Source organism: Virgibacillus salexigens, from assembly GCF_014905415.1.
In the GTDB taxonomy this organism is placed as follows: domain Bacteria; phylum Bacillota; class Bacilli; order Bacillales; family Amphibacillaceae; genus Virgibacillus; species Virgibacillus salexigens.
Window position 1 is genome coordinate 1 of the sequence record NZ_BNEO01000091.1, and the last position, 322, is coordinate 322.

1 pseudogene is annotated in these 322 nt (G+C 38.8%); it reads right to left on the reverse strand.

Features of this window, described 5'->3' with window-relative positions:
• Nucleotides 1–322, reverse strand: a pseudogene (locus JKP73_RS22375) (LLM class flavin-dependent oxidoreductase); the annotation flags it as partial.

Consider the following 322-nt stretch of genomic DNA (forward strand, 5'->3'; position numbering starts at 1 on the left):
AACTGGACCAGTGAATTCTTCTACTGGGGGTAATTGTGGTACTTCTTTATCAATCTCCCAATTCATGCAGTCTTGCTGAATAAAGAAACTCAACCGCTTTTGGGCTGTTTCAAGAGGTAATTGCTCATCTAATGCTGCTTTTTTGGCTAAAGCTTCTTCATGAGTATGACCTACATAGGTTACTAAGCCAGGAAATATTTTATTATGTCTATTACTGTCTTGGCTTTGTTTACCTTGTTCGACTAATTTGTCGCGAAATTTTTCTGCTTGCTTTAAGTTCCCCGACACTGAATAGACTGCATCGGCATATTTTGCGGCTAAT